Here is a 25,559-nt window from a genome sequence, read left to right as displayed (position 1 = left end):
GAGAAAATAAGTGCAAAAACAAAAACTAACTTGAACATTCAATGTGACAAGCAGGAATAACAATCCAAAAAACCATTCTTCTCAAATAAAAAAGTAGTAGGAGAGAAGATAACTAGGTTTCGTTATTATGAAGTTGTTCTAGCATCCAAGAGCGCAGCCAATTCTTTACCGTATTTTATAAACGCAAGGGTTTCATCGGTTCTGGCCAATTTAATTTTATCAAAAATAATTAGTGATTCTCCATTGCTTTCTAAATGATAAATCTGGTGATTTTCGAAAAAGCGAATGATTTCTTCTGTAAAGAAAGAGCGAATCTCAGCTTCATTATTCCCCATCAACAGGAATTTTTTAGAAAAATCCGGATACATTTTGAAGTCAATGTCTTTGTAGCCCGTAAATGCCATCATTCGGTCAAATAACTTTTCTAAGACAGCTTCTTTTTCCATCGTGAAAATAGGAATCTTTTTATTCAATTTTAAGACCATGAGCGTTGTATTAAACGTCTCAGCGGTAAAAGCCTGACCTTCATTGAAAGTGACATCCGCAATTTCCCAAGACACATCGATATCTTTAAATGTTCCTTTCAAACAATTGTACTTGCGCTCAATAGGTCTAATTTCAAAAAAGTGAAACTTCTTTAAATAACTCGTATTCCAATCAGTATTGTTGGAGTATTGATAATCTTTTTCAGTTGCTAAATTTCGTAATCGTTTTTGTCGTTGCGATAATTTAGTGGTATTACTAGTCAAACAAATTTTTAAGGCTCTATTATAGGTAGAGGAAGAAACATGGGAATCCAATCCAGTAATAAAAACCTCACCGCCTGTGGCTCTTTGTGATTTTAAATATTCCACGAGATAATCCATATACGTAATACCTACAAGTCTTGTTTCGGATAAATCAATATTGACGTCCGCTCCAGCAGGAATTTGAGACACCAATTTATCTACTTTTAGAATGCCTAAGAAATTAGCAATCCCTCTAATTTTTAAATCGAAACCGCCATCCGTACGTTTGATCAATTTTGTACGCGATTTATACACCATCCTGAAAAACTGAGGAATGGAAAGCCTTGCCAATAGCATGTGAGTGGCTAGTGCCAGTATCAATCCACCCAATAAACCGATTAATAAATTTGTGTAGAGTGTTAAAACCATTGTGGCAACAAAGAATACAAGTTGCTCTGTTCCTTGACTATACATTTGTTTAAAGACAGATGGTGATGCGAGTTTAAATCCTGTGTAAACCAGTAGAATAGCAAAAGCGCATAGTGGCACTTGTCGCATGATTGGACTCAATATCACTATAAAAACGAGTAATAAAAGTCCTTGGTACATGTTAGACCATTTTGTTTTTGCTCCATTGTGGATATTAACGGTACTACGAATAATTACAGCAATGATTGGTAAACCTCCTATCATACCAGCAACCATCGTACTTAAGCCAATCCCTGTTAAATCCTTATTTAAATCTGTTTTACGTTTGTAAGGATCAATTTTATCTACAGCTTTTGCAATAGCTAAAGATTCAATACTTGAAATAATCAAAATGGAAAATACGGTGATCCAGAATTCAATAGTAGTGATTTTACCAAAGTTTGGAAGCATGATAGAATCTGTAATCGTATCAGGTATGTCTAATAAAAGGGTAGGTCCTACTTCATACGCTTTTCCAAAGAATGACAGTGTTTGTTGATCAAAGAAATTGAAAGCATATACAAACGGAATAGAAAGCGCTATGACCCACATTGGTGTAGGCAATAAATGGAAAATTCGGTTACTAATTTTGGAATGAAAGAGTAATAAAAGTAATCCTGTCAATGCAATAATAAGCACAAAAGGATTGGCTTGCGGTAAGTACACAACTGCATCAATAAGGTTTTGTACGATGCTTGGATCATCAGAATGTGTACCCATAGCCACATGAATCTGTTTTGCAAATATGATAATCCCAATGGCTGCTAAAATACCATGAATTACGGAAGAATGGAAAATATCTGCCAATCGTCCTAATTTTAATATTCCCAATAACATTTGAAGCGCTCCAGAAATAACGATTGCTGCCAATACATAATTAAAGGCTTGACCAGAACCGTCATCCATAGTGACAATTCCCCAAAGTATAACTCCGATAACACCTTTAGCTGGTCCATTCACTGATATGTGACCACCGCGATACAGCGTTGTAACAACACCTCCAATAATTGCCGAAAAGATACCGGACATTGCAGGTGCTCCCGCTGCCAACGCAATACCTAAAGAAAGTGGTAAAGCTATGAGTGCGACACTCACTGCTGCAATTAAATCACTTTGCCAATTTTCAACTAATCCTTGAATGCCTTTTTTAGGTGTTCCTTCCAATGTATGTAATTATTTGATGGTTTGTAGTTTTTTAACTTGATCGACGAATATAGTAAATATTTGGAATAATTAGGGATGATTATGGAACGCTGTTGAGGAAATCAGAAAAATAAAATTGTCTTCTTTTTGTAAATGATTTTTTGGATAAAACGAAGTATTCATTGATGCTTTATTTTTTTAATGTTACTTAAGGTTGTATGTATGAATGTTTGTTGCAAAAACACTTCTTATAAAATGATCTCTAATAGGAATTTAGGTAAGTCAAGAACTTATTAGAGTGACTGAAATTCGCCCGTAAAACCTAGTGGATATACAACTTCATGAATCCAATCTGCATCTGCTACATGCACTCTTTTTGCTATTAAGGTATGATCTTCCAAACCATTTTCGCAAAGAATTTTAAAAATAGATTCTATAGCTACTCGTTCTTTATAGTAATGACAAAGCATATTTAATCCTGTATGACCGACATGACCAGCAAAAAAGATTCCTGCATTATTGTTCATCAGTTCTTTGTTGATTAAATCTTCTATCATATCTCTGTATTCGAAATCCTTTTTGTCTCCAAGCATTTCTTTCGTTGGTTGGATTTGAATCCAGAATACATCGTTTGTATGTTTTAGCTGTAGTGAATACGCCTTTTTATATTTTTCTTTAATACGATCTTTTTCCTCAATAGAAAAGAGTTCTTTTTTGACCAATGTTTGTTGAAGAGGCGCCAAATCTTCTGCTGGAGTTATGGATATATGATTGACTTGAATTTGATTTTCCGAAATCTTAAAGACTTTAATAGCATTATAGTCTTTTCCTTTGTGTTGATAAAGTGTAAATATTTCAGGAGGATATGCGCTTTCTAGATCTTTACATTGCGATGAATTAGAACAACTAAACAAGGTTATTGAAATGACTACGAATAAATAGAATGACTTCATTTTTGATATTTTATAATTCCTTTCACAGATATACTAAAGGAACTTTTGTAAGTTCTCTAAATTTAAAACAAAACTCACACATACACAATGTGGTTTCCCGTACACTTCGACAGGCTCAGTGTAAATTTTTTGACTGGCTTTTTACAAACTCAATATACATCACAAGAAGTGCTATTTACACGCACCACACTCATGATGTTCATTGATATAGGCAATGGATTCCTTACAGATTTGTTCTAAGATCGATATATCAATATCGTCAAGTTTTTTAATGTAAATACAAGCTTTTCCCATTTTAAATTTGCCAAAATCTTTCAGCAAAGCATCACTCTTTTCTGTTTTAGAATAGATATAGAGTGAGAATTGTGCTTTTCTTGGCGAGAATCCTAAAATCGGAGCATTGCCTTCGTGTCCGCTGGCATATTTATAATGATAACGACCAAAACCAATAATAGTTGGTCCCCACATTCTTGGTTTAGAACCAGACCATTCGCTCATGAGTTCAATTAATTTATGACTATCCAATTTCTTTTGTTCTTTATCAACATACGAATCGATAAAATCAAAAACATTAACTTCTGTCTGTGTTGTTTTGTTCTTTGCCATATTTTAAAATTATAAATTATTTTTCGATGATTTCTCAATCAGATACACAGAAATGTTTACTGATTGATCTAGGAATTAAAAACGAAACTATTGCCTGCCTTTTTTAGGCACAACTTTCTTGTAAATCCACTCTAAAGCAAAGCACATCACTATAATAGACACTGCAATGATGACTCCAGTTCTATTTGTTTTTATTTGTTGACTGATAAGTACAACAAGTGCTAATAAACATGCAATAAACCCAAAGAGCGGAATTATGAAATTCCCGTTAATTTCTTTTCTCAATTTAAAGCCAACATAATTTACCATTGCAAAAATCAATAAAAAACCGACACTTCCTGCAGTTGAAATACTTTCTAATTGTAAAAGGTTGGCAATAACGAGCGTTAACACAGCAGTAATTAATAATCCAATCGGTTGATTCCACAATTTATACGTTAATTGATGCGGTAGTTCATCGTCTTCGGCTATTTCATAACTTACACGACTTCCGCCATACAATGAAGCATTGATAGCAGAAAAAGTTGATATCAATGCAGCAACTGTAATAATACTAAATCCAATTTTTCCTAACATTGGCTTTGCAGCTTCGGCTAGTACATAATCTTCTGCAGTAGCAATTTGTTCAAATGGAAGCGAACCTACAGTAACTGCCGCAATTACAATATATAGCAAAATCACAAAGATTACAGAATAATAATAAGCTCTGGGAATATTCTTTTTAGGATTTTTAATATCGGGCGCTGCATTTGCAATAAGTTCAAAGCCTTCATAAGCGACAAATATGACCATACCGCCTGTTAAAAGTTTTATAGGAGTTTCCCATTTTGTTATTGAAAGTTGAGACAAATTTGGGTTGCCAATAAGTCCATATACGCCAATCAAAATAAATGAAAGCAATATAACAAGCTTTATAATTACTGCATACGATTCAATTTTACCAACAACTTTAATACTATAATAATTTATAGCGGTGGCTAATATGATAATAAAACTAGTATAGATATGAGCGTCAATTGATTTGTCAAAAATAGAGAAGAGGTTAGGAGCATAAGAACCAAATGCTGAAGCATAAAGCGATAGCATAATAATATAGCTAATCCAAAGTAAATTGTTTATTCCGCCACTAAATATAGATTTTCCAAAACCTTGATTCATAAATTTAACGGTTCCGCCTCGGTCTGGATATTTCATAGACAATTTTACATAGCTATACGATGTAATCAAAGCTAAAAGCCCAGCAAATAAAAAAGCTATGGGTGTGCCACCTTGCGCAAGGGAAACAGCCAAACCTAATACCGCAAAAATTCCACCTCCAACCATGCCTCCAATTCCGATAGACATGGCTTCTTTAAGTCCTATTTTTTTATTCATAATTCCAACATTTATTTTGTTATAATGAAAACTAACTTTAATAAAAAATCAAAAACCTACACTTAATCAGTTTTTGATTTCTTCTCAATAATCAACGCAGGAATATTCAATGATTTGTACAATTCATTATATGCATTCATCTCAGTGTTTATAATAGCATCGCGTTCGTTGGTGTAGACTTGCCAATCGTTTAGTAAATCATTCAAACGTTGTTTGGCGCCTTGTGTTACTTTTGGACTAGGTTGGTCTATATAGCGTAATAATACAATCAATTGCGCATTGAGTTTATTATTAAAATTGATGACATCTTGAAAGGTTTTCTGTTCCACTTGGATTAAATTCTCTTCCCAACTGTTGATGCGCTTTAATAAGGCTTCTCCTTTTTCTATCAATGGTTTTGCTTCTTCATTATTTTTTAGAAGTTTGGCATACGTATTCAGTTGTGTTTTTGCAGAACGCATCTGATTTACAGACTCATGCATGTTTTTAACAGTATTTTCAATCGTAACTAACATTTCTTGTTGTTCGGTAAAATCTTGTGACGATGACTTTATAGCTGGATTAGGAAGAATGGTAACTCTAGTTTCCACACTTTCATCTTCTAAGGCTAATCGTAAAGTATAATTTCCTGGCGCTACATTAGATCCCGCATGTCCGCCAAAAACAAACACTTTATTGATAGAAGGTAAAGCCTCTCTAGCGAAGTCCCACGTAAATCTATGATAGCCTTTTTTAGAAGGTAAAACTTCTGGTTTTGCAGGTCCGCCTGGCCAAGATCTGAATTTCTTTGGCACTTTGTTCGTATAAGTTCTTATCACTTTTGAACCTTGTAAGACTTCCAATTTTAAATCTAAAGTATCAGCGTCTGTATTTAAATAGTAATCGAAGGTTACGCCGCTTCTAGGATTCGTACCTTGTCCTGTGGCTTTAGAAACACCTCCAAAGATTCGGTAACTTGCTTTTGGTTGAAATATCTGAACAGACTTAGTCTGAGAAGTTATATTTTGAAGCGCACCCAAATCATCCAAAATCCAAAATCCACGTCCAGATGTTGCCGCAACTAAATCATTGTCTTGTATGGTGAGATCGTTAATGGCAACTACTGGTAATCCTAAATTCAAACGTTGCCAAAAAGCACCATCATCATTTGAAACATACAATCCAGTTTCGGTACCTGCATATAACAATCCTTTTCGTTTTTTATCGGCTCTTACGACTCTTGCAAAACCATTCGGATCATTCAAACCATTTACAATCTTTGTCCACGATTTTCCATAATCGTTGGTTTTAAAAATATACGAACTCAAGTCTAAGGATTTGTATCGCATAATCACTATATACGCAGTAGCAGGATCGTGTTCAGAAATATCTATACTATTGATAATTCCATCTTCAATACCTTTTGGGGTAATATTTTCCCAATTCGCACCGCCATTTCTAGTAATATGTAATAATCCGTCGTCGCTTCCTGCATATAATACACCTTCTTCATGTTGCGATTCCACCAATGCCGTCAATGTATTGTAATTCTCGCCTCCAGCAGCTTCGTTGGTATATGGACCGCCTCCAGGACCGTGTTTTTCTGTTTCGTTCTTTGTCAAATCTGGACTTACGATCGTCCAACTGCTACCTTCGTCCGTAGTCTTAAAAACCACATTTCCTGCATGATAAATCGTTTTTCTATTGTGTGGAGAAGATATAATAGGAGCATTCCAATTGTAACGGTATTTAGCATCTTTTGGTGCAATGCTTAATCCTAATTCTGGATATTGTTTGATTGCTTTTTGAGCTCTAGAAGATTTTGTCCAAACACCAATATTACCTTGATACGTTCCGCCATATACCGTTTCTGGATTGTCAGGATCAAAGGCAATGAAAGCACTTTCGCCACCAGCTACCGAATACCAATCTTTCCAATCAATTCCACCATCATTGGTACGACTGGCAATAGCAATGGCTGAGTTGTCTTGTTGTCCACCATACACATTATACGGCACTAAATTATCTGTAATGACACGATAGAATTGTGATGTTGGCTGATTTTGTTGCGTACTCCAACTTTTCCCACCATTAAAAGAAATATTAGCGCCACCATCATTCGAGTTGATCAAATTGGCATTGTCATGCGGATTGATCCATAAATGATGATTATCGCCATGCGGCACAGGAATATTCGTAAAACTTTTTCCTCCATCAATAGATTTCATTACAGGAGCATTTAACACATATACTACGTTTTCATTTTGCGGATCGGCAAAAATTTCCATATAATACCACGATCGTGCAATATTGACACGATTGCCGTTGACTTGAATCCACTTTTTCCCTGCATCATCAGAACGATAGACACCACCTTTTTTGCCTTCTGCTTCAATCACAGCAAATACACGTTCTGGATTCGCTCTCGATACCGAAATTCCTGATTTTCCAGATGCTTTTGGTAAGCCTTCTTTTAGTTTTGTCCATGTATCGCCACCATCCGTAGATTTGTACAGACCAGAATGTTCGCCTCCCGATTCCATATACCAAGGATAACGACGATGTTGCCACATTGATGCATATAAAATTCGAGGGTTTTTCATATCCATCGATAGGGAAGAAGCTCCTGTAGTATCATTTATATATAAAACCTTTTCCCAAGTAGTTCCACCATTGGTCGTTCTATAAATTCCGCGTTCCTTAGTAGGTGCATATTGTGCGCCTTGTGCTGTAACATATATAATATCTGGATTCGTAGGATGTATAATGACATCTGAAATATGATGTGTGTTTTCTAATCCTATATGTTTCCAAGTTTTTCCTGCGTCCATCGATTTGTATACGCCGTCTCCCATAGAAGTCATGACACCACGTGCAGCATGTTCTCCCATACCAACGATTACAATATTGGTATCACTTTCAGATACTGCAATGGCGCCGACAGATCCCATTTTGAAAAATGTATCAGAAACGTTTTTCCAAGTAATACCAGCATCGGTAGTTTTATACACACCGCCACCAGTAGAACCCATATAATAGGTGCGTGGTTGTCCAATAACTCCTGTAGAAGCGACACTTCTTCCGCCTCTAAATGGACCAATATTTCGCCATTTTAAGCCGTGAAATAAAGAGTCTGTGAGTTGTATTGCAGGTGTTTTTTGTTTCTTTTTTCTTTTTTGTGCATGATTGTATACAGGAAGTAACAATATGCAAATGAGGAGCAATTTAAATGTTTTCATATGGTGGTTTTGGTTGGTGATGTATGTAAAGGTAAAAAGAGTTTGGTTATTATTTTGATAATGGTTTATTATGAATAGGTTACACTAGTCGTCACATCGATTTCTATGACAAAAGTAAGCGATTCTAATAAAATTATGACTTTACACTTATGATTCGTCATCACGAGGAACTTAGTGACGTGGTGATCTGTTTATCATAAAACATATCTGTTATTTAAAGTTACAGATTGCTTCACTTTGTTCGCAATGACGTATCAAACTCAAGACGTCACATCGAGTGATTTTCGATAGAAAATTGTATCGAGATGTATTTGGAAATTCAATACCTCCAACTTGTTAAGTCAGCATTTTTTGGAGCTACTTTATGAACCTTTTCTACATATTTTTTGATAAACATGCGGTGATAGCGCAATCGGCTAATGTGATTTCCATTGTCGTGATCTCCGTTCCAACAATGTTCTGCACGATCGCCATAGTCTACTTCACCGTCGTAATAAGGTTCAGTGGTTTCTGATAAGATTTCTTCCGCAAGGTATACAGCGTTGTTCAAATAATAATTGTCCATATCGCCACAATACAAGTGAATTTTATGTTTCCAATCGTTTCCGTGTGTTGCCCAGTCTCTTTTCATAATATAAGCGAGATCGTAATTTTCTTTCCAGTAGGCAGCCACTTCTTTATCAATTTCTCCTGTAAGGCGATTCCAAATTCGCTTCGGATATCCTTCTTTGTCGATGGGAGAATACGTAGCTTCCCAAATATCCCATTGCTGTCCTGAGCGTCCTTTGGTACCTAAGACCAATTCACGGTAATTCATATCTTTCAAGGTAGCATCTACATTTCCTAAGTAATCTCGATGCCCAGCAACCAAGGTTTTTCTAAAAGTTCCTTCCTCATAATATGCGTTCTCGTCTTCGTAAATGTTTACCAAACAATACGCTCTAAAATCGATTGGATCGGGACACGCCGCAAAACACATTCCGTATTCCTTAGGATATTTTACTTGTACTGCTAATGCTTCCCATCCACCAGTGCTTCCGCCATATACAAAGCGCGACCAGCCTTCTCCGATGCCTCTAAATTGTTGCTCAATGTAAGGAATGAGTTCATAGGTAAGCGCATCGCCATACGGTCCTTGTGCTTCACTGTTTACGGCGTACGAATCGTCATAGTATTGTGTTGGATGTTGAATTTTAATGGCAATGACTCTAGGAAAATCAGGACTTGTCCAAGTTTTATAAAAATCATACGCTTCTTGTTGTACCATTACATTATAGCCTTCTACATCAAATCGTTCACTGTATTCTGGTTTCAGATTCGGATCGGGAGGTGTGGTTCGAAATCCTCCAAAATCCTTTGGAAAATGTCCGTGCATAATGGCAAGCGGATATTTTACATTCGGATGTGTATCCCAACCTTCAGGCAATAATACATGCGCGCCTATATACATATCTCTTCCCCAAAAATCACTTAATATTTTACTTTTGATTTTTATATGCTTTACATATTTTGTGTCCTCAGGTGCTGTAATCGGTGGTATTTTTTGATCGAATTGTATGTTTAGTGATGGAAGTTGTCCATCTTTAATCGTAACTTTTTGCGGCGTAGAGTAGAGGTTGCCTGGCGCGCGATTCCATTGTTGTCCTTCGCCTCTGTCCATTGGTAATTTTACTACATGTCCGTCTGCACGATTAAAAGTTTCGTATTTATGAAATAGGGCTTGCACATAAAATTCCCCCGATGGTAAATCTGCAAAGCTTTGTATAGGATATCCAAACGCAGTTGCATCAAATTGTTGTGTTTCATTCGGTTTCCAGTCGGTAATATCCATTCCGAAGCCTTGACAAGTTTTGGAATCATCTCGAAGTTGAAAGCGCGGTTCGGTTTCTATATCTTTTGAGATTAATAAGATCAATCTTCCGTCTAATGCTTCTTTATAATGTGCCGTTGGGAACGAAAACTCTATGTTTACGGAAGTATCTTCTTTTTTATCTGAATCTGTACAGGAGAATATACAGAAGGAGAAGACAATGATTAAGTAATAATATACATTTGAAAATGCGTTATTAGATGCTTTCATTTTGGTTGGTTATTTATAGGTTGGTTAAAGAACTTTGGTTATTTCCTATAAATGTACCACAAAGATGAAACATGTGCAATGTGGGTTTATTTCAATATTTGTTTCAAGTGATGTTCCATATGTTCTACATAGTCTGTCATTAAAAATCGCAAATCACAGCTATTATCTGTATCCAATTCAATCACATAATTGAGCGTTTCTTCTGTTTGTTGCTTCATGACATTTAGAATTCGATGATTGAGTGCGTTCCAAAAATCAACAATCTCTTTGGTTTCAGCGTTTTGATAATCATTCGCTTGTACCAATTCATTTTGATGATACGTTCTGATGCGATACGGTTTCTCAACAAATTGAATTTCCGTAAATCGTTGAAGGTTATTGATTCCGGAATCAATTAAATGCCCTAGAATTTCTTTTTTTGACCATTTATCAACCGATACTTTTCGGCTTAATTCTGATTCGGGAGTTTGCTTGAAGTATGTTGTACCTTTATTTAGTAATTGTTGGAGTTTTGTGGTGGTTTTGGTCATTTTGTGGTATTTTGGAGAAGCTAAGGTAGTGAAAAATGGGGGAGAGTTTTATTTGATAGTTTTAATTAGATTAATTTGTTCACAATTATTTTAGCTTACAATATTATTTTCTTTTTCGCTCTACAATCAATCCATTCTCAGAAAAAGTAAATGTCCGTTCTTCAAATATTGATTTCATTATTAACCACACTTTATCAACTAATCTAAAGTTCATGCTTTGACTAGCGTCGATATCTATTAATCGACCCGTAAAAGTAATTTGATCAATTTTTATAGAAGTCGTAGTTTCTTTATTAAAAATAGTTGCATTTGGAATTTTATATTGCTTAATGACTTTTTCAGTTTTCTTATTTATGCGTTTTATTTCCTTTCGAAATTTGTTAACATATTCTATTAAAGGAATTTTAGTATGGTTTTCTAATCTTATGAAATATTTATAATAATCCCACTCTTCTTTGATTTCTATACTTTTATTATTCCCAATGTCTATATTCAATATTTGAGGTCGTGTTATAATTATTTTACTGTTTAATATTAAATCTCCAAAATGGATTTCTTTTGGATTATCGCGAAAGTCTTTATCTTCTACTTCCCTTAGTTCAACAAGTCCAATATTATACATTTGTGCAAAATCAAAAGCATCTTTAGTAAAACCACTTTTTGAAACTATAATACCTTTTTCTATTTGAGCATCTTGAATAATATTCAACACTTTCATAATGGTATCTTTTGTTACTTTCTTTTTTAAATATTTACATTCTATTGCTGTCCTGTAACCATGAATTCCGTCAGAGTGACTTGTTAAAACATCTATTTGATGATAAACCCCAGATTTTCCTTTTACTTTACAACTATTTCCATACCCTAAAATTGTAACACCAGATTCCTTACCTAATGTTTCATAGATGTATTTTGTTATAGCTTCGTATTCTTTCCAGTCAAGGTTATTTTTATACATTGTTAGTCATTCGTATTTTGTTCACTCCGTTCTAATACTTGGTAATAATAACTAAAAGGTTTGTCATAAAAAATAATTTGTCTTTTTCGCTTTTTGTCTTCACTATCCTTATCGTCTTTTTCTGGACTTTTTACTGATTTTAACAAGTCATAATATAGTTTACTGCGATTTCTGTCCAATTGTTTAATTTGTCTCTTAGAATCATCATTTAATTTTAATTCTTTAAAACCATTTTTCCAACACATATCGCTAGAAGCTTCCTCGAAATTATTTAAACCAATTCTCCCAACAGACATTCCAATTAATCTATTTATTGCAGATTCTACAACATAACTTTTCACCTTTCTTTGACCGAGTTTTATTGCATTCTCAATTTCATTTACTATTTTTTGTTGTTTTTTAAGTTCTTTTTCTAAAGATTTTTTTCTAACACGAATATTCCCTTTATGATGCAGTTCATATCCAACAAAACCAATCCAAGGAAATCCTCCATTTTTTATTGAATCCCATTTATAAGAACCTTTTGATTTAGAATACCAAAATGGTTCAGTTGTGTTTCGAGATGATTTTTTTAATCTTTTTACAAGATTATTTTCAAATTTATGTGGAACTAATTTTAATTCTTCCAATGATTTTATATAGATGTTTTTTGCATCGTCACATTTGTTTTTATCCTTGTGAAGTATTAGCATATCATCACAAAAACGAATATAAAAAACTTCTGTTTTTAAAACTTTTTTGTCAGCTTCGTTAAGAACTATATTAGCAATTAAGCCAGACAAAGCACCTCCTTGAGGGACACCAATTCTTTCTTGGTCGATATTAGAATAATAATTTAACTCTTTTAATCTTTTCTTAACCCAGCCAAACTCTCCATTTGGAATGTTATAACTAGTCCAATATTCAATATCATTTGATAAAGGAACATTTTTATTAAAAGCGTAACAGTTTAAATACTCATTGAAAATATTTTTTATCACTTTAAAGTTAATTTTTGGGCTATCTTTTTTAGATTTTTGTATTAGTTTATTAAATAAACCTCTAACTATTTTGTGATTAACAGAATCATAAAATTTTTCCATATCACACTCAACGACATATAATGGTTCATTAGTGTTCTCTTCTTTTAATTTAATTACATCTTTAATACAATCATGATGAGAAATTATATTACCTTGTTCGTTTCTTTTAGCACGGAAAGCATAAGATGAATCTTGAAAATAACCATCAAATAGATGTGTTAAATATTTGTTCGTTATACTCAATATAATTCTTTCTTTCAATGAAAACATTGAAATAGGTCGACACTTGTTAATATCTGTTTTAGAAATTGTGTCTTCCTTTAATTTAGGAAAAATCAATGGCGGTTTTATTTGAAAATTATCATTTTTAATTGCTTGTTGGATTTCTTTTATAAAACTATCTAATTCAATGAGCCAACTTGCTGTAGGTTCTTTTTTCCTGTAAAGCTTTATTGTTTTTAGTAAGGAATAAAAATTCTTATCATTTGAAGTCAATTTTTCTGTTCCATTCCTATTCATTCTTGATTTATAACCAAGTTTTATCCATTTTTTTCTCGGAGGAAGAATTTTACTTAATTGTTTATTTAACTCAAATTGATACTTAGTGAAATCATTTTCATTAAAAGGATCACGTTCCTTTATATGATAGTTATATTTTTTAGAATCAGTTAGAAGGTGAATTAGATGTTTTTTGTTTCGAGTTTTAGCGATTTTCACACGTATTTTACAAATGTGAGTAACAATTGCTCTTTCTGTGAAATAAGTTGAAAATTCTTTCATGGCTTAAAATAAGAAAAAGGGTTCCTGTAAAGTGCTTACGCACATATTGACAAAGATACTGACATATAAATGCCAAGCCATTTTTTTTAGGTCCTCATAGTAAATGACTGAAAAATACCGTTATTGAGGATGATACTTGCGAGAGGTTACCCTTCCACCTCAGAACCCTTTTTCTTTTGTTGTTTAGTTAAATATCCTTTTTCGTTTGCTAAATGTATTAATGAATTAAATTTGATAGAGCCGTTTCTTGAATCATAACAGTTCAGTAAAAAGTTAATACAATTAATTTCATCATATTTCTCTTTATCAATAGCACTTAGTCTTTTAAAATATTTTAAACCAATATCATAAGTAAATGAATTTGCAATAGACATTGCAACCTTATACCAGTTTACATACGAATGTGTAATTGATATTTGCTTACGTTCCATAAATTTAATTATTGAACCTATAGTTTTTCTATCACTTTGATTGTTCCTATTTTCAGGATTGTATAAAGAATCTTGATTACTAACATTTTTAACCCTTTTTGCTTTATTAGTCTTCTTTGTTCTTAATATTAATAGGTCAGATTCTAAAACTTCAAACGGTTTGTACTTATCTTTTAAAATTAACTCAGAATCATAAGAAAAAAAGCATAAACGTGTTGTGTCACTACCGCTTTTATCTAATTCAATTTGATATTTATTGTTAAAATAATCTGATAATTTGCTAAACGCACTCTTATGTGCTAAATCTAGATTTGTATCATTTAGTTCAAAATCATATTGAATGGATATTAATCCTTTTATTCCCTTATTTGAAGGAGATTTCCAAAAAGTAAAAATTAATTCATCATTTAATAAAAAATCCCAAACTTTACTTAGCTCTTTTTTTTCAAGTTTGTCAATATCAATTACTACAATTGAATTATAGCTTTTTAATTTGTCTTTTTGCCTTTTGTTATTGAATGTAGCACAAAACGTTACTGCTGGTAACTTTACTTTATTTTTATCGTATTCCGCTTTATTCTCATTTTCTAGATAATGTCTTAATTCAGTTATCTTAATTTTAAAAGCTTCAGACCTTATTCGTTCCAGAGATTCTTGTATTGAAATTTCATTAGATAATTTCGCCCAAGCATTTTCTTGAAATGATACTTTAAGCTTTAATAATTCATTAGTTGATTTCAATAATAATTTTTTTTCTGAGTTCGGGTTTAGGATAATGGCTATTCAAGTATGTATAACGGGAATTCCTGCTTTTACAATAATTATTAAGAAATAACAGGAACTAACCATACTAAAGGCTCTATTATTTCCTGTAAAAGTAAAACAAAGATTACAACTATGCAATGTGGTTTCCCGTAACCCATTACCAAATCTTACAATAACATACTAAATCAAGTTCAAAACAACGAAAATCCTCATTTTGTGAATTCCGCAATAAAACCATCATTTTTAATCATTTTATTGAAAAATTCTCAATAAAACTGCCCCCGAAACCTTCTCGCAGCAATGCAACAAGCTTTCGGGAACTTACAAAAACGTCTCGCAGTGCTGCAGGAAGCTTTCGGGAACTTACAAAAGCGTCTCGCAACGCTGCAACGAGCTTTCGGGAAATACCGAAATGTTCTCGCACTGCTGTAACATACTTTTGTGTTACTTTGAAAACATCTTGCAAACCTGAAACAAACTTTTAGTTCACTTTAAAAGCTTCTCGTTAATCAGAAACAAACTATCCTAAAGACTAGTTTTCCAACTTTCTTAAAATAGTTAATTTTTTCACTCAATATATCGTCACGTTCACAGGCTATTTTTCCGCTTCACCATATTTATATTGTATATACAGGGCTTCCGAGCGTTTATTTGCATCAGAAATTAATCAAACAAAAAAAATGAAATGATGAAAAAGTTACTCGATTATTGGTGCAAATATCTAATTGCCCATCCCAAAGAATTTGTTTTTCTGACATTGGTTTTATTTAGCTACGGAATTTCCAATGCACAAATAGTAATCAATGAAGTGAAGGAAACAGGTTCTATTGAACTTAAAAACCTAGGCGCATCTACAGTTGATGTTTCAACGTATTGGCTATGCGATTTTCCAGCCTACGAACGCTTAGATGATGCTTCTATTACTGTTGAATCTGGAAGTCTGATGTTAGCGGCTGGGGCTATCGTAGAAATCAGCGGTTTTAATTTTATTGATAGTACCGATGGAGAACTCGGATTGTATTCTTCTGCTGCTTTCTCAAGTAGTGCGGCTATTGTCGATTATATTGAATGGGGATCTACAGGTCACCAACGATCAAGTGTAGCAGTTGCTGCGGGCACTTGGACAACTGGAAATTATATTCCTGCATTCGATAGTTCATTATCTATTCAATTTGATGGTGATGGAAATACAGCTGGCGATTATGGAGCGTATGTTTCTACATTGGGCGCTGAAAATGGTACTTGTCCAGAAGCTCCAGACGGAGGAATGGTGACACTAGCAGACGGAACCTCTACTTCGTATGCAAACTGCGCAGGAGACATCGTATTTGATGTCGCGCATACAACGACTGCAACAAATATATCATATTGGTACATCATCACAGATAACAATGATAATATCTTAGCATGGCAAAACTCAGCTAACGGCAACACGTTAGACTTAAGTGCGGCTCCTGCTGGCGAATGCCATGTATGGGGATGGAGTTATAGTGGTTTACCTAATCCAGTAGTAGGTCAAAATATTTCAACACTTTCAGATGATGATTGTGAAGACATCTCAGACAACTGGGTAACGGTTTATAGAGAAGTTCCAGATGGTGGAACAGTAACGCTTGCAGACGGAACCTCTACTTCTTATGCTAACTGTGTAGTTGATATTGTGTTTGATATGGCACATACTACGACAGCCCCAAATCTATCGTATTGGTATATCATCACAGATAATAATGACAACATCTTAGCATGGCAGAATGCTGCAAACGGTAACACATTAGACTTAAGTGCTGCACCAGCAGGAGAATGTCACGTTTGGGGATGGAATTACAGAGGACTTCCAAATCCAATAGTAGGAGATCATATTTCTACTTTATCAGATGATGATTGTGAAGACATCTCAGACAACTGGGTAACCGTATATAGAGAAACTCCAGATGGTGGAACAGTTACTTTAGCAGACGGTACATCTACTTCTTATGCTAACTGTGCAGGTGATATTGTGTTTGATATGGCACATACTACGACAGCCCCAAATCTATCGTATTGGTACATCATCACAGATAATAATGACAACATCCTAGCTTGGCAGAATGCTGCAAATGGAAACACATTAGATTTAAGTGCTGCTCCAGCAGGCGAATGTCATGTTTGGGGATGGAATTACAGAGGATTACCAAATCCAACGGTAGGAGATCATATTTCTACTTTAGCAGATGATGATTGTGAAGACATCTCAGACAACTGGGTAACCGTATATAGAGAAACTCCAGATGGTGGAACAGTTACTTTAGCAGACGGAACGTCTACTTCTTATGCGAATTGTGCAGGTGATATTGTGTTTGATGTTGCACACACTACGACAGCCCCAAATCTATCGTATTGGTATATCATCACAGATAATAATGACAACATCTTAGCTTGGCAGAATGCAGCCAACGGAAATACATTAGACTTAAGTGCTGCTCCAGCAGGCGAATGTCATGTTTGGGGATGGAATTACAGAGGACTTCCAAATCCAACCGTAGGTGATCATATTTCTACCTTAGCAGATGATGATTGTGAAGACATTTCAGACAATTGGGTAACGGTTTATAGAGAAGTTCCAGATGGTGGAACAGTAACCTTAGCTGACGGAACCTCTACTTCGTATGCAAACTGCGCAGGAGACATCGTATTTGATGTCGCGCATACAACGACTGCAACAAATATATCATATTGGTACATCATCACAGATAACAATGATAACATCTTAGCTTGGCAAAACTCAGCTAACGGCAACACTTTAGACTTAAGTGCAGCTCCAGCAGGCGAATGTCACGTTTGGGGATGGAATTACAGAGGACTTCCAAATCCAACCGTAGGTGATCATATTTCAACTTTAGCAGATGATGATTGTGAAGATATCTCAGATAACTGGGTAACGGTTTATAGAGAAGTTCCAGATGGAGGAACAGTAACACTTGCTGATGGTACAACCACTTCATATACAGGACAAGCAGGAAATATCGTTTTTGATGTAGCACATACTACAACGGCTCCAAACTTATCATACTGGTACATTATTACAGATGATAATGACAACATCTTAGCATGGCAGAATGCTGCTAATGGAAACACGTTAGACTTAAGTGCAGCTCCAGTAGGAGAGTGCCACGTTTGGGGATGGAATTACAGAGGATTGCCAAATCCAACGGTAGGCGATCATATTTCAACCTTAGCAGATGATGATTGTGAAGATATCTCTGATAACTGGATAACAGTCACAAGAGAAGATCCATTGAGTGTGGAAGATTTTGCAAGTAGAATCAATTTTAGCGCTTATCCAAATCCGACAAATGGAGTCTTAAACCTTCAGAGTTCTGCAAATCAATCTTTTGACATTACTATTGAATTGTATGATGTTTCGGGAAGAAGAGTATATCAAGAAGAGAATACGTTGCGTAGTACCGTACAAATCAATCTATCTTCTTTACAATCAGGAATGTATTTATTAAATATTACAGATAAAGAAAGTAACTCGAAAATTACAAGAAGAGTTATCAAACAATAAAAAATTAGAGTTTAGTTTACGTAGTTTATTATTAATTCAAGGCTGAAAGGGCGTTTCTATAGGGGAAACGCTCTTTCTATTTTATTGAAAATGACTTCATAATTTTTTCAATTTCTTATCTAATTCAGCTTTCCGTTTTTCATTACTTTTGGTGTACGTCCGTTTTACTACAAACGCTATAAATTTTCTCAAGTTTGTTAGTGTTTCTGCGTTTGTTGCAAATTTCTTCATTTCTTCTTCATTCGTGTCTAAAATGCCTTCAGTAAAACCAGGAGTATATTGTTTGGAAATATAGTTTTCCACTTCGCTTGAAACCGATTTGAATCTCGCTTTATAGTTGTTCAACCTTCGTTCAGCAACTTTTAATTTGTCTTCCATTTCAGAAAGTTCATTCTTTTTATCTTCCACTCTGTTTTTATAATCTTCGTAGCGTAATTTATAGGTTTCAGATTTTAGTTTGTTGGTTTCGTCCTTTGCAACAGCTGCAGCTTTTTCACTTTCTTTAATTTTATTCTGGAGTTGTTCAAGCTTTGCTTTATTGTCTAAATCGACTTTTGTATAGTAAGAAGAAAATCCAATAGCGGCAGATATGATAATGGTTAATCCTGATCCAATGATGGTGAGATATGAAGGTTTCTTCCAAAATGGAGCTTTGAGTTGTTTTAGTTCTTCTTCGAGTTTTAAGATTTCTAATTCTTCTTTGGTAGCCATAGTTTTTTCTTTAGAAGCTTTGAAATTAGTAAGAATTTTATCTAAAATCAAAGTGCTTTATAAGTTTTTAGCTAATTAAAAACGAAAACTAATTTTATTCTTTCTTTAAATGAATTCTCTTTTTTTCCTGTAGTTTTTATGTTTTTCCCTTTAGGACTTATACTGTTAATTATGTTTTATAACGGTATTTTTATACGTGTTTTCCCTATGATTAATTTCGGAAAATCCTGCTGCTTATTGCGTTAATCCACTATGTCGTATTCTGTTAATAAATAGGTTCTTTGTCTTGACTTTACAAAAACTAGAGAAGTCTTCCCGGGAAATTTATTCAACCATTAAAAAAAATTAATCATGCAAAGTAAAATTCAATATGTGTCTACAATGAAAATTGTAGATCACGAAACTTTTGGGGCAAATGAACGTAGAACAGTTCGAAATTCAGGAATATTTCTGTTAGACGCAGGAAAAAAGAAGAACAACTTATTTTTTGTAGGTAAATGTGGAGGAGAAGTCCGTGTGGAATTAAAAATTAGCTTTACTCGAAATTCAAACGGTTCAGTTTCCATAAAAGAGTCTGCTAAATTATATGAAGGCGCATCTACAAATACAAAAGATTTAGACGGAAAAGCTTCTAAAAGTAGTGTGGTAGCAGCCAATCAAACCAAAACAATTACTTTTAGAGTACGGAATACCGATGAAGGAGATGATTATGCTGATATTTCATTGCAAGTAACCAACAGAGCCATTGCAAGCGGCGATTGTAAAAATGCTATCAAAGCAAAAGCACAAGAATTAGGAAGCGGATTTACAGGTGCTGCCACTTCAAATATAAACAGTCCTACAACTGTAAAAGGAGGAAAACGAGTTACTTTTCAAAAATGTGATATTTACTGTTCTCCAGCTTCTGGACCGCAAGAAATTCATGGGCAAATCCGAAGAAAATATAATGCTGTTGGCGGACCTAACAATGCACTAGCACTTCCCGTAACCGACGAAACTGCTACACCAGATGGAAGAGGAAGATTCAATCATTTTTCAGGAAATGGAAGTATTTATTGGCATCCAGCAACTGGACCAAAATTAGTACGTGGTGCCATTCGTCATACATGGGCAAAAACAGGTTGGGAACGCGGAATTTACGGATATCCTACTTCGGATGAAATCAGAATTGACCCAAAAAAGAATGAATGGTTTAGTGATTTTCAAAACGGTGTTATTATTTGGAATAAAAACAAAGAAGAAAATCCACATACGGCAAAGTTGAGCGGACGTAAAGTGTGTGCGCTTTTTGCGAAAATCTTCAAGGAAAAAACAAAATCTCAAAAGGATTTGAATGTAGATTCCGTTCGAATTTCCAGCGTAAGCGATACCGGGAATAATTTTGACCGTAGTAAAAACAGAAAAGTAAGTTTTAAAATCAAAGGCGATTATGAAAGTGGAATCTTCTTTATTCCAAATCCGTCGTATACCATTACGTTGCGAATTGCTTTTGAATCTAATAAAAATCCAGATGGAAAGAAAGGATGTAAACTTACAGCACGCCTAGATCATTGGCATATTCATACGTCTGGTGCAGGTCATGGAAAATTGTTTAACGGTTTGAAAAAAGGAATTTTAGAAGGCTTTAAAAAACCTTTAAAATTAGGAGATGTTCCTAAAAATACAGGATTCTTGAGTTTTAAAGTAATGAAAGATGGTGGTATAAAATTATACTTCAGAGGCGATGTTGTAGGGCAATTTGCCGCAGCAGTAGCACAAAGTAAATTAGATAAAATGTAATATTATATATAGTATAAATATAAAACCTGTTTGGATCTATTTCAAACAGGTTTTTGTATTTGTAATGCTTCTAAAACAGCTAAAAATACGATCAATGATTATACAAAAATTTCATCAAGCTTTATAAAGGAACTTTCAAGGGCTAAATTTCCGCTTCATGCATATTTAGGAGTTATTTGAAGGTTTTTACTGCTTTATTTGTAGTGTAAAATGATAAGGCAATCATTTACAAAAGGTTTACAGTTTAGTTTATACAATTAATTATTAATTCTAGTGTTAAAAAAGTGTTTCTTTCTTCATAGAGGCACTTTTTTCTTTTTTTTGTAGTTTTAATGCTAACCGAGTGTATAATAGAAATTCCTATTATAGATATTGAAATTCATCATATACTATGCAAAGAACCTTTTTGGTATTATTTTTTTTAATCTCATCTCATGTTTTTGGACAACGTGATTTAGAAGTGCGTATAGACGATTTTAATAACGATAAAATTATTGATACGCTAAAAACCTTTTACGAAGGAGGAAGCGGATTTGGCGGACAATATGTTCAAATTGTGAATGGGAAAACCAATGAAATGTTTCAACTGACCAATAATGGATGTTTTTGTGAGATTAAAAATACCATGCTCGTATCTCCAAAACTTGCCAAAAAGGAGAATGCGCCTTTTCTCGAAATCATGAAAGCCCATATACTTCCCAAAAAAAGGAAGCATCCAGAAGGATCATTGAATTGGATCATTAAAAGTGCACATTCCAATGTTTTCCTAGATAATAATGCCATTTTTGATTTTATTGCAGATCCTCAAAATGACTGGATAGAAGGAGAATTTGAAGCACCAGATAATTATTATATTGAAATAAAAGGAGATACGTTAAGGCAATTATATGCGACTCCTTATAATGTTCCTGAATGGTTACATGAAAAAGATACCAAAGGATTTCTAGTGTATTATGCACACAATCATTATAGAAGTAAAACGAGAGATAGCATAAAGCTTTCAGATAGCAATGCTTTGTATAAAGTATTTAATACATCACATGGAGTCTATGTACAAAAAGGAAATGCTTATAAATGGGTTTTTATAAGTGATATTGCAATCACTGGTGCGCCTTCAAAACTTAGATGGGAATCCATAAAACAAACAAAACTCTTTGGTAAATACCTACTAGTGCAACAAAATTTCCCTCTAATTGAATCATCTGAATTGTATGTAATAAACATAGAAACAGGTATTTGTGGACAATTAAAGTATAATGCACCTGATTTTGATATTACTATAGAAGATCTATTTAAAGATGAAACAATCAGTAATCATACTAAAGAAAAGCAAATTAAGCATACATTGAAAACTATTTTTGAAGAACTAGAAAAGCAGTATCTCACTAAGAAATAAAGCAAGAAACAGCATTAAAAATATCTTGATCAATTATGCTATAATCAAGTCAATGTCAATCGTAGTTTGAATGTACGATTATATTTTCAATTCCTTCTTCAAGAAACGTGCGGTATGACTTTTTTTATGATTCGAAACTTCCTCTGGAGTTCCTGTGGTAACCACTTTTCCGCCGCCTTTTCCGCCTTCGTAACCAATATCAATAATATGATCGGCCATTTTAATCACGTCCATATTATGTTCAATCACAACAATGGTATTTCCTTTATTCACCAATTTATTCAACACTTCCATTAAAACACGAATGTCTTCGAAATGTAGTCCTGTTGTAGGTTCATCCAAAATATAGAATGTATTTCCAGTATCTCTTTTAGATAATTCTGTTGCCAGTTTGATACGCTGTGCTTCTCCACCAGAAAGCGTAGTACTTTGCTGTCCGAGTGTAATATAACCCAAACCAACATCTTTGATCGTTTTTAATTTTCTAAAGATTTTTGGAATGTGTTCGAAGAAAGTCACGGCTTCATTCATGGTCATTGCCAATACATCTGCAATCGATTTTCCTTTGTAACGAATCTCTAACGTTTCACGATTGAAGCGTTTTCCTTGACAGGTTTCACATTCAACATACACATCTGGTAAAAAGTTCATTTCAATCACGCGCAATCCGCCACCTTGACAGGTTTCGCAGCGTCCGCCTTTTACATTAAAGCTAAATCTTCCTGGTTTGTAACCGCGAATCATTGCTTCGGGAGTTTTGGCGTACAGACTTCTTATTTCACTAAAAACACCTGTATATGTCGCCGGATTTGAACGTGGTGTACGACCAATTGGCGATTGATTGATATCAATAACTTTGTCAATATGTTCCAAACCTTTAATGCTTTTGTACGGCATTGGTTCTTTGACAGCGTTGAAAAAGTGTGCATTTAGAATAGGGTAGAGCGTTTCATTTACCAAGGTAGATTTTCCACTACCAGAAACTCCCGTCACACCAATCATTTTTCCTAAAGGAAATTCTACAGACACATTTTTCAAGTTATTTCCTGTAGCACCTTTTAAGACTAGCTTTTTTCCGTTTCCTTTTCTACGTTCTGCTGGAACAGCAATTTCCTTGCTACCATTCAAATACGCAGCTGTTAAAGTATCGTGCTTTAGTAATTCTTCTGGTGTTCCTTCAGAAATAATTTCGCCACCATGTCGTCCTGCATTCGGACCAATATCAATCACATGATCGGCGCGTTCAATCATATCTTTATCGTGTTCTACAACAATTACAGAGTTTCCGATGTCACGTAAAGATTCAAGCGAATTAATCAGTTTCTCGTTGTCTCTTTGGTGTAAACCGATACTTGGTTCATCTAAAATATATAAAACACCAACCAATTGTGATCCAATTTGTGTTGCGAGACGAATTCGTTGTGCTTCTCCACCAGAAAGTGATTTGGAACTTCTATTTAGGGAGAGATAATTTAATCCAACATCTAATAAAAATCGCAAACGTGTAGAAATTTCTTTAACGACTTCTGTGGCAATTTTTTGTTGTTTTTCAGATAGATTATTTTGTAAATCATCAAACCAAGCTGCCAATTCTACAACGTCCATGCTTGCCAATTCCGAAATATTTTTCTTATTGACTTTAAAGTATAAAGATTCTTTGCGTAAGCGCGAACCGCCACATTCAGAACAATTTACTTTGTCCATATAATTTTTTGCCCAACGTTTGATTGATGATGAATCGCTGTCTTCGTATTGGTTTTTGATGAAACTTACAATTCCTTCAAAATCAATCTTATAATCACGAGTTACACCTAATGTTTTGCTTACGACAGAGAATTTTTCGTTGCCACCATTCAAAATTACGTCCATCGCTTCTGCTGGAATATCTTTGATTGGATCGCTGATTTTAAACTCATAGCGTTCAGCAATAATTTCCAATTGTTTAAAGATCCACGATTTTTTATATTCACCTAACGGAGCAATTCCGCCACCTTTAATTGTAGCTTTCGTATCTGGAATCACTTTGTTTTCGTTGACTTCATGCAAGGTTCCTAAACCATTACAGTTTGGACACATTCCTTTTGGAGAATTGAATGAAAACGTATTTGGCTCTGGATTTGGATATGAAATTCCTGAAGACGGACACATAAGGTTACGACTAAAATAACGTGCTTCTGTTGGTGCATCTTGATCAATGACCATCAATACATCATCTCCGTGATACATGGCCGTTTTAATCGTCTCTGTTAAGCGTTTATCATTATCAACATCGTCATCTATCTTTAAACGATCTATAACAATCTCGATTTCGTGTGTTTTGTAACGATCGACACGCATTCCTTTTTCAATATCGAGAATTTCGCCATCGACACGAACTTTGACAAAACCTTGTTTGCCAATATTTTCAAATAATTCACGATAATGACCTTTGCGCGAACGAATAATAGGAGCGAGGACATTGACACGCTTCCCTTTAAAATCGTTTAGAATTAAACTTTTGATTTGCTCGTCGCTATAACTGATCATTTTTTCACCAGAATTATAACTATAAGCATCCGAAGCTCTGGCAAATAATAAACGAAGAAAATCGTAGATTTCAGTAATGGTTCCAACCGTAGAACGTGGACTTTTACTAGTTGTTTTTTGTTCTATGGCGATTACGGGTGATAAACCATCAATTTTATCGACATCTGGACGTTCCAATCCACCAAGGAATTGTCGTGCATATGCAGAAAACGTTTCAATGTAACGGCGTTGTCCTTCGGCATAAATGGTATCAAAGGCCAGTGATGATTTTCCACTTCCTGAAAGTCCAGTAATGACTACCAATTTCTCTCTGGGAATAGTGACATCAATGTTTTTTAAGTTGTGAACTCTAGCGCCTTGTACTTCAATATTTTCTTCGTAATTCGTCATAGATTTTTGCAAAAACGCAAAGATACGAATTTTAGTAGCAGAAAGTAAGCTAGAATAATTCCAATTTTTCACAATAATAGAATTTATAAAAATTGTGATATCCTGATTATTTGATTCAGAAAATTATGATTGCAGAAACGAATAAATAGGATTG

At 34.3% G+C, this 25,559-nt stretch carries 15 protein-coding genes; 3 read left to right on the top strand and 12 right to left on the bottom strand.

The window, feature by feature from the left end:
- Positions 1-125: 125 nt before the first annotated feature.
- From Q0845_RS18430 to Q0845_RS18385, 10 genes are all read right to left on the bottom strand, one after another.
- The gene (locus tag Q0845_RS18430; protein ID WP_298516369.1) at positions 126-2,360 is read right to left on the bottom strand and encodes a SulP family inorganic anion transporter; all 2,235 of its coding nucleotides are present in this window, start codon (positions 2,358-2,360) and stop codon (positions 126-128) included.
- 272 nt (positions 2,361-2,632) lie between these two features.
- Entirely contained in the window at positions 2,633-3,292 is a 660-nt protein-coding gene (locus tag Q0845_RS18425; RefSeq protein WP_298516367.1) for a hypothetical protein, read from the bottom strand.
- 171 nt (positions 3,293-3,463) lie between these two features.
- Positions 3,464-3,898 (bottom strand): DUF1801 domain-containing protein, encoded by a 435-nt coding sequence (locus tag Q0845_RS18420; RefSeq protein ID WP_298516365.1) that lies wholly within the window; start codon positions 3,896-3,898, stop codon positions 3,464-3,466.
- A gap of 87 nt (positions 3,899-3,985) precedes the next feature.
- Entirely contained in the window at positions 3,986-5,272 is a 1,287-nt protein-coding gene (locus Q0845_RS18415) for an APC family permease (RefSeq protein WP_298516363.1), read from the bottom strand.
- A 62-nt stretch (positions 5,273-5,334) separates the two neighbouring features.
- Positions 5,335-8,490, bottom strand: a complete 3,156-nt coding sequence (locus Q0845_RS18410; protein WP_298516361.1) for a glycosyl hydrolase — start codon at positions 8,488-8,490, stop codon at positions 5,335-5,337.
- 319 nt (positions 8,491-8,809) lie between these two features.
- Positions 8,810-10,570 carry an alpha/beta hydrolase-fold protein gene (locus Q0845_RS18405; protein WP_298516359.1) on the bottom strand — a complete coding sequence of 587 codons (1,761 nt, stop codon included), beginning with the start codon at positions 10,568-10,570 and terminating at the stop codon, positions 8,810-8,812.
- Between the two features lie 86 nt (positions 10,571-10,656).
- Positions 10,657-11,100: a DinB family protein gene (locus tag Q0845_RS18400; RefSeq protein ID WP_298516357.1), complete on the bottom strand. Its 444-nt coding sequence runs from the start codon at positions 11,098-11,100 to the stop codon at positions 10,657-10,659.
- A 103-nt stretch (positions 11,101-11,203) separates the two neighbouring features.
- Positions 11,204-12,058, bottom strand: a complete 855-nt coding sequence (locus Q0845_RS18395) for a restriction endonuclease (RefSeq protein ID WP_298516355.1) — start codon at positions 12,056-12,058, stop codon at positions 11,204-11,206.
- A 2-nt stretch (positions 12,059-12,060) separates the two neighbouring features.
- Positions 12,061-13,860 carry a reverse transcriptase domain-containing protein gene (locus Q0845_RS18390; RefSeq protein WP_298516353.1) on the bottom strand — a complete coding sequence of 600 codons (1,800 nt, stop codon included), beginning with the start codon at positions 13,858-13,860 and terminating at the stop codon, positions 12,061-12,063.
- Between the two features lie 146 nt (positions 13,861-14,006).
- Positions 14,007-15,032, bottom strand: a complete 1,026-nt coding sequence (locus Q0845_RS18385) for a BT4734/BF3469 family protein (protein WP_298516351.1) — start codon at positions 15,030-15,032, stop codon at positions 14,007-14,009.
- A 709-nt stretch (positions 15,033-15,741) separates the two neighbouring features.
- On the opposite strand from Q0845_RS18385, the gene Q0845_RS18380 reads away from it, so the two are divergent.
- Positions 15,742-18,603, top strand: a complete 2,862-nt coding sequence (locus tag Q0845_RS18380) for a T9SS type A sorting domain-containing protein (protein ID WP_298516349.1) — start codon at positions 15,742-15,744, stop codon at positions 18,601-18,603.
- Positions 18,604-18,699: 96 nt separating this feature from the next.
- Here Q0845_RS18380 and Q0845_RS18375 read toward each other — a convergent pair whose 3' ends face one another.
- Positions 18,700-19,314 carry a hypothetical protein gene (locus Q0845_RS18375; protein WP_298516347.1) on the bottom strand — a complete coding sequence of 205 codons (615 nt, stop codon included), beginning with the start codon at positions 19,312-19,314 and terminating at the stop codon, positions 18,700-18,702.
- A 351-nt stretch (positions 19,315-19,665) separates the two neighbouring features.
- Between Q0845_RS18375 and Q0845_RS18370 the strand changes: the two genes are divergently transcribed.
- Both Q0845_RS18370 and Q0845_RS18365 read left to right on the top strand, forming a co-directional pair.
- A complete protein-coding gene (locus Q0845_RS18370) occupies positions 19,666-21,093 on the top strand; it encodes a hypothetical protein (protein ID WP_298516345.1) in 1,428 nt (475 codons plus the stop codon).
- A 391-nt stretch (positions 21,094-21,484) separates the two neighbouring features.
- Positions 21,485-22,489 (top strand): hypothetical protein, encoded by a 1,005-nt coding sequence (locus tag Q0845_RS18365; protein WP_298516342.1) that lies wholly within the window; start codon positions 21,485-21,487, stop codon positions 22,487-22,489.
- 78 nt (positions 22,490-22,567) lie between these two features.
- On the opposite strand, the gene uvrA is transcribed toward Q0845_RS18365, so the two are convergent.
- The gene (uvrA, locus tag Q0845_RS18360; protein WP_298516654.1) at positions 22,568-25,405 is read right to left on the bottom strand and encodes an excinuclease ABC subunit UvrA; all 2,838 of its coding nucleotides are present in this window, start codon (positions 25,403-25,405) and stop codon (positions 22,568-22,570) included.
- Positions 25,406-25,559 lie beyond the last annotated feature (154 nt).

The organism is uncultured Kordia sp., assembly GCF_947489565.1.
Classification (GTDB): domain Bacteria; phylum Bacteroidota; class Bacteroidia; order Flavobacteriales; family Flavobacteriaceae; genus Kordia.
The sequence above is the reverse complement of the archived record's forward strand: the minus strand, read 5'-3'. Positions and strand labels throughout refer to the sequence as shown.

Coding starts and splice junctions, on each gene's coding strand:
- Q0845_RS18425 (WP_298516367.1), bottom strand. CDS start 3,292: ATGAAGTCATTCTATTTATTCGTAGTCATTTCAATAACCTTGTTTAGT.
- Q0845_RS18420 (WP_298516365.1), bottom strand. CDS start 3,898: ATGGCAAAGAACAAAACAACACAGACAGAAGTTAATGTTTTTGATTTT.
- Q0845_RS18415 (WP_298516363.1), bottom strand. CDS start 5,272: ATGAATAAAAAAATAGGACTTAAAGAAGCCATGTCTATCGGAATTGGA.
- Q0845_RS18410 (WP_298516361.1), bottom strand. CDS start 8,490: ATGAAAACATTTAAATTGCTCCTCATTTGCATATTGTTACTTCCTGTA.
- Q0845_RS18405 (WP_298516359.1), bottom strand. CDS start 10,570: ATGAAAGCATCTAATAACGCATTTTCAAATGTATATTATTACTTAATC.
- Q0845_RS18400 (WP_298516357.1), bottom strand. CDS start 11,100: ATGACCAAAACCACCACAAAACTCCAACAATTACTAAATAAAGGTACA.
- Q0845_RS18395 (WP_298516355.1), bottom strand. CDS start 12,058: ATGTATAAAAATAACCTTGACTGGAAAGAATACGAAGCTATAACAAAA.
- Q0845_RS18390 (WP_298516353.1), bottom strand. CDS start 13,860: ATGAAAGAATTTTCAACTTATTTCACAGAAAGAGCAATTGTTACTCAC.
- Q0845_RS18380 (WP_298516349.1), top strand. CDS start 15,742: ATGATGAAAAAGTTACTCGATTATTGGTGCAAATATCTAATTGCCCAT.
- Q0845_RS18375 (WP_298516347.1), bottom strand. CDS start 19,314: ATGGCTACCAAAGAAGAATTAGAAATCTTAAAACTCGAAGAAGAACTA.
- Q0845_RS18370 (WP_298516345.1), top strand. CDS start 19,666: ATGCAAAGTAAAATTCAATATGTGTCTACAATGAAAATTGTAGATCAC.
- Q0845_RS18365 (WP_298516342.1), top strand. CDS start 21,485: ATGCAAAGAACCTTTTTGGTATTATTTTTTTTAATCTCATCTCATGTT.
- uvrA (WP_298516654.1), bottom strand. CDS start 25,405: ATGACGAATTACGAAGAAAATATTGAAGTACAAGGCGCTAGAGTTCAC.